The sequence below is a fragment of the uncultured Clostridium sp. genome, from assembly GCF_934754915.1.
Classification (GTDB): Bacteria; Bacillota; Clostridia; order Clostridiales; family Clostridiaceae; genus Clostridium.
On record NZ_CAKVKB010000171.1, the window covers coordinates 1 to 5,966 of the forward strand.

Annotated in this window: 6 protein-coding genes; all 6 read right to left on the bottom strand. The window is 29.0% G+C overall.

The genetic code is table 11. The annotated features are described in order from the left end of the window. Window positions 1-757: 757 nt before the first annotated feature. The gene (locus tag Q0F58_RS16555) at window positions 758-1,195 is read right to left on the bottom strand and encodes a helix-turn-helix domain-containing protein (protein ID WP_294378977.1); all 438 of its coding nucleotides are present in this window, start codon (window positions 1,193-1,195) and stop codon (window positions 758-760) included. A gap of 99 nt (window positions 1,196-1,294) precedes the next feature. Beyond that, the gene (locus Q0F58_RS16560) at window positions 1,295-3,877 is read right to left on the bottom strand and encodes a CHC2 zinc finger domain-containing protein (RefSeq protein ID WP_294378973.1); all 2,583 of its coding nucleotides are present in this window, start codon (window positions 3,875-3,877) and stop codon (window positions 1,295-1,297) included. Window positions 3,878-3,891: 14 nt separating this feature from the next. Then, a complete protein-coding gene (locus tag Q0F58_RS16565) occupies window positions 3,892-4,170 on the bottom strand; it encodes a hypothetical protein (RefSeq protein ID WP_294378974.1) in 279 nt (92 codons plus the stop codon). A 179-nt stretch (window positions 4,171-4,349) separates the two neighbouring features. Next, window positions 4,350-5,024: a hypothetical protein gene (locus Q0F58_RS16570; RefSeq protein ID WP_294378975.1), complete on the bottom strand. Its 675-nt coding sequence runs from the start codon at window positions 5,022-5,024 to the stop codon at window positions 4,350-4,352. Between the two features lie 360 nt (window positions 5,025-5,384). Next, complete coding sequence (locus Q0F58_RS16575; protein ID WP_294355538.1) at window positions 5,385-5,600, bottom strand: DNA-binding protein; 216 nt, start codon at window positions 5,598-5,600, stop codon at window positions 5,385-5,387. Window positions 5,601-5,613: 13 nt separating this feature from the next. Then, entirely contained in the window at window positions 5,614-5,811 is a 198-nt protein-coding gene (locus tag Q0F58_RS16580; RefSeq protein WP_294378976.1) for a helix-turn-helix domain-containing protein, read from the bottom strand. Window positions 5,812-5,966 lie beyond the last annotated feature (155 nt).

The window sequence follows — 5,966 nt, forward strand, 5'->3', positions numbered from 1 at the left end:
GCATAAACCCAGTAATACCAATACTTAAACCACATTTTATAGTTCATTTTATCAATTTCGCTAAATTGAGATTATGCGAAATTCGCTTTTAAACAATACGAACTCATATCAATACTTATTGCGAAATAAAAACAGTTGCTTGTACTTCCGAGGGTTGGCTTTCAACTTCCTATATTTTTCTCATCTTCTTACTATATTCTTGCCCCTATCTTATTTAACTGCTCCATTACATAATTAATCATTACTAACTACATATATACACTCCTGTACTGGATTATTATCTATTGCATAAAGCTTATCTCTTAATATCTTGGTATATCTTAATCACCTATAAATGTATAATATTGTCTATTATCTTTACTGATTCCAACTTACTTACTTTCTTTATATTTTAACTACTGATTCTATATTAGGTCACATTTTTAAAATTACAATTGTGACCTCGTTAAATGGCTTGTTTACTGGGCTTATACTGTTTTTTTATCAAGGTCACATTTTTTTATTATATACTGTGCTACTTTTTTATATATATTGTTAAATTTTATCAATCTTATATTTCTTTATAATAGTTTTACTTTATATTTTGTGACTTTGTGACTTTTTAATATACAATTGGCTCAACCATGCCATTTTCAACAGGTCACATTTTAGGTCACAGTATTTTTAAAAATGTGACTTTTGCTAATAATTGTGACCTTTTCAAATCATTATAAATTATTTAATTATAATATAGGCAATAAAAAAAAGAGTGCTTATACTAACACTCTTCCTCACTATCATCTTTCAATTCTTCTATCTCTGCTAATACTGCATCTATATCCATATCCTTTGCTGGTGTCCTATATTCAGTTTGTTCTTGGACCATCTTAGTCGGTGTTCCAACTAACCTATTGATACAATAAGTAATTGCATCTAGTCTAGTCTTATCACTTTCACTCTTTAATGCTATCTTACATAACTCATCTAAAAATGGATTAACATTAGCTAAAAGCTTTCTTTCTATACCAGATTTTAAAAAGCTAATCTGTCTTTCCATTTCATATTTAAAGTCATCCTGTTCTTTCCACTTATATATAGTTGACCTGGTAACTCCAACTAATTCAGCTGTATTGGATATAGTTTCTCCAGCTACAAGTAATTCGATTGCTTTTAATCGTTGTTGATCTAACATCTTTTCATCTCCTTTCTTCTTAATTTTTTATATCATTTGTTATCTTTATATATACCAAAATACTAATTTTAAATACCCTTAATATACTTATATACCTAAAAAAGAAGTGCTTTGCAGCACCTCTTAAAATTGAAAACTTGAAGATGATATAGGGATTACTTTAGTATCCATTCCAGTATTGAAACTATCTGCATAATCGCTTGGCACTAAATTATCACAACCTATCTCTATTAACTTATTTATATAAAACTTAGTTGTACATGAATTGCCACCAACTTTCTTTTGCGCAGAACCTTCTGATATTCCAGCGTTTTTTATTTGTTTATTAAAATCATTAAATGGTAATAATGGTGTAGTTTTCCCATAATCTTTATTATATTTACTAAGTAAGTCCACCATGCGTTTTGCATTGATATATGCAAATTCGTCTTCACATCGAATACATTTATTTTGTTCATCTTTATCAATATAATAAATAATATCATTAAAGTATCTTAACATCTCTACTGAAATACTTGAAGGGCCATCTTCACTATTGCCAACATTCTCCTCTATTACATTTTTAAGAATACCTTCAGAATAATCAATAGCTATAAAGTCTTCTCCTATTATACTTCCACAAATTTCATTTAATATTTCCATTCCTATACATGCATTAATAAATAACTCTAATGGTCTATCTTTTAATTTGCTATGTTGTCCTATCTCCTCAAATAATTCTCTCTTACCTATATAGTCTTCGTCTGATAAAGCTATTAGCTTGTTTACTATAGTTCTACCTAGTTTATAAGTAATGTCTTTATTTTTTTCTAACCATCTTAAATCTTTTTCGCTTCCTTCTGGTCTTTCAATTTTTGATAGATAAGCAATCATCACCTTTTCTATAGTTGATTTATCTTTATTAGGAAAACTTTCTTCACCAGTTATTAATGGAGCTCTTAATACATTTTGCTTTACTGTTTGATTTTTCTGACCTCTTTCATCAGAATTTCTTTCATAAAGATTCCTTATCAAATTTGAAAAATCAGTTACTTTATTTGGATTCATATGAGAAGGCTTGTACTCTTCAAATAGAACCGGATAATTACTTTCAGATAAAGCTTTTATCATAGGGAATTTAGTTGTACTTGTTATGTCTATAACAGGAGTATTTTCACTGTAACCTAATAAAGGTTTTATAACATTCTTTAGTATTGCAGTTTTACCACTTCCACTTTCTCCAACTAAAAACAACATTGTATTAGTTATGTTATTTCTTTCAGCTATATATCCCATCATTCCATGTATAACAGTACCAATTATAGAATATATATATTGCTTAGATTGAACATTTAATAAGTGCTGCAATAATTCTTGTAATTCATCACTTTCTATAGGATCTATATTTGAAAATATTATTTTCTTATCGCTATCTGCTTTTATTTTCTTGTTTGTTCCATTTGTTGTAATTAAACCCTCATTAGTTACTAATCCTTTATCGGTAAATGTATTACCTTTATATAGAGTTATTTTATCTGTAACAAAATATCTATTAATCCATTCTTTTAATTCAGTTAAATCATCTATTTTCCCCTTAAAAGTTAAATCCATTGAGCCCAAAAATGCTTTGAAACTTCTTACATCATCAAATACAGTTACACTCCCCCTTTTAATTACCTCTTTACCATTTGGAGTTAGAAAACATACTTCAATAACATCTCCATCACCATCAACTACATCAACTATTTTTGCGTACTTTATATTAAAATTACTAATATACTTATTATATGCTTCCATATCTTTTCTTCTAGGAATTATATATTTATATATCCCTATATGATCTTGCTGAAGAATATTTTTATTTTTCAAATCTAAAGTATTATATATAAACTCCTTTAACTCTTCCCTAGTATGTCCAGCATTTATCCAATCAGTTATATCACCTTTTTCTATTTCATCAATATTAGGCAGTTTTATAACTTTAAAGCTCTTTGCATATCTAAATGTTTTATTCTTTATTTCCTTTAAATAATTTTCTCCGGCCTTATCATTGTCTGGGATTATATTAATTCTAGCACCTTCCAACAATTCATAATACTTTTCCTCTTTAACATTCTTATATGAAGTAGCTGTATATCCCAAATAAGACATTGTATCCACGTCCTTTTCACCTTCAACGATAAATATATCTTTTTCATCATTAAGCGCCTGTTTAAGCTTATAAAGGTTATATGGAACTTCCTCTCCAAACCTATTATTAACAACAGAATTATTTTCAATATGGCAATATGGTGTCACTTTATTACCATCACTGCTTACAAATTTTATCTTTGAATATTTATAATTATTAAACTCATCTGTAAAATCATAAATAGCCGTTATTTCAGCACCTTCTCTGCACCCACCTTTTTCTGTTTGCTTAATTGCATAGTCCTTTATTTTCTCTCTTCTTAACTCTTTTTTCCTATATTCTTCATTCAATTCTACCCCTAAATACTTACAAGCTTCAGAATAATTAAGTCCTTTGGTTTCCTTTATGAAGTCAATTGCATTTCCTCCTATGCCACATCCGAAACAGCGGAATTTTTTTCTTTTTTTATCATATGAAAAAGATGCTGTCTTTTCATTATGCCCTGGTAGAGGGCAATGTATTTTATTTTCTCTATTAAATTTTAATCCTGTTTCATTCTCTATAAGTTCTTTTAAGTTTATGTCTTCTACTTTCAAAATTCCACCACCCTCTATTTTATGTTATTATTTCTTTCCTTTAATACCCTCGCAATTTCTTCTGCTTCTAAATGATTTATGTAATCTACTATATCTTTATATCCTTCAAACTCTGCAAATCCATCTAGAAATTCTTTATCATTTCTTATTAAATGTCTTACATAATCCGATATAGAGTTGAATCCCTTAAGATTTGATAATACCTCTAAGAACACTTTCTCATCCTCTGTAACTCTAATTCCAATAGTTTTACTCTTAACTTTTCTATCGCTTACAATATCAAATTTACACATAATTTATCCATCCCCTTTCATGACCGTTAAGCACTTCGCTTAACATTATTTATACATATACCTACAAAAACTTTTTTTATTCCCTCAAATTAGACTTTTTTTGTTAATTTTCTGTAAACAATATATTTTGATAGTATAGTCACATGGCGGACCACCAACTATACTATCGATTTTATCTATTAAAAATTGGCAGCAAACCTTATTTGACTTAAAGTTTGTTTGGTCTCTCTTGCATCAAAATTGTTATCTTTAAATTCAATATAGGTGTTATTTCCGATATCTTTATCCTCAATTGCTTTCAATATCTTTTCCAATACAGGAATACTCTTTGTATATGATCCTGCAGCAATGTTATTTCCAAAATTAGAAATCTCATTCCATAATGTATCTAAAGGTATTACTGCTTCAGCTTGTCTACTTCTTCCTTTATTCTTCTCGCCTGCCATAACTCCATATCCAATTAGTGTAGGCTCTGTTAAAATACCACCGTTTTCAAGATAAGACATTTCCGGTATATTTACACCAAAGGTCTTGCCTCCGACTCCTGGCACCCAATCCGGTATATCTACGCTTATACCATTTAATCCACTAATAGCTGAATTTATTAATCCTATTACTGCATTTATAGGTACTTTAACTACTTCAACTATTCCACCAAATATTCCACCTAATATGTCAACTATACCACTCCAAGCCTTGCTCCAACTCCCACTAAATACACCATTAATAAAATCAATTATTCCTGTTAATATAGGTTTTAAAGAATTATTCCATAATCCTGCTATTAAGTGGAAAGCTCTTTCTATAGCTGGCACTATTCTATTATTAAATACATATTCAAATACTGGAGCCAATACATTACTTATAAAGTTTCCTATAGCCTCATAACAAGGTTTTAAGTTGTTATTCCATAAGTTACTAACATCACTTACAAATCCACTGAAAAATGCTGTTATTTGTGGTATATTATGTGCAAAAGCATCTTTAACATTATCTATTATAGGAATTCCTATTGTTGTCCATTTTCAGCTATTTCGTTAACAAAATCTATTTCAATATCAACCATTTTTCTGAAAAAAGTCCCAATCTTGATTGCCATTAGAATGAAATATGACCCTAATGTTTCTACAAATACCTTATATCTTTTTTAAATCCCCTAACTTATCTTAAAAGGGGAAATAGCACCTATTTTCTATAAGTGCTATCATCTTATCCTATAAAACAGCTCCAATTAAACCTTCTAGGAATTCATCTACTTTGCTTAGTAGAACACGCTTATTTCTTCCTATAGTTATTACTGGGAAACCTTCCATCCTCATTAATTGTCTTGCTTTATGTTCGCTAACTCCCATTATTTTAGAAAACTCCTTAGCACTACAAGTTTTTTGCTTCCATAACTCTTCATATCTATTCATCTTATCCTGTAACATATATATCCTCCTACTATTTCACTTCTTTACTAAAAAATAATTCTACAACTGTTGTATTTAAGGCATTCGCAATTTTCTTCAATATTCCAACACTAACACCATCAATATTCCCTTTCTCAAGCTTTAATATTGTATTAACTCCTACACCAGATAAATTGCTTAGTCCCTTCAATGTTAGATTTTGAATTATCCTTTTTAATTTAAGTTCCATTACATCCTTCTTTCCCACAAACGTGTGATAAACTTTATACACATATTATATTCCTACCTTTGTAGGATTTCAATACTTTTTTTGAAATAAAAAAAATAAAATTTTACATTCGTGTGATTTGTGATATTATTTAAACTAGGAGGAATGTATATGAG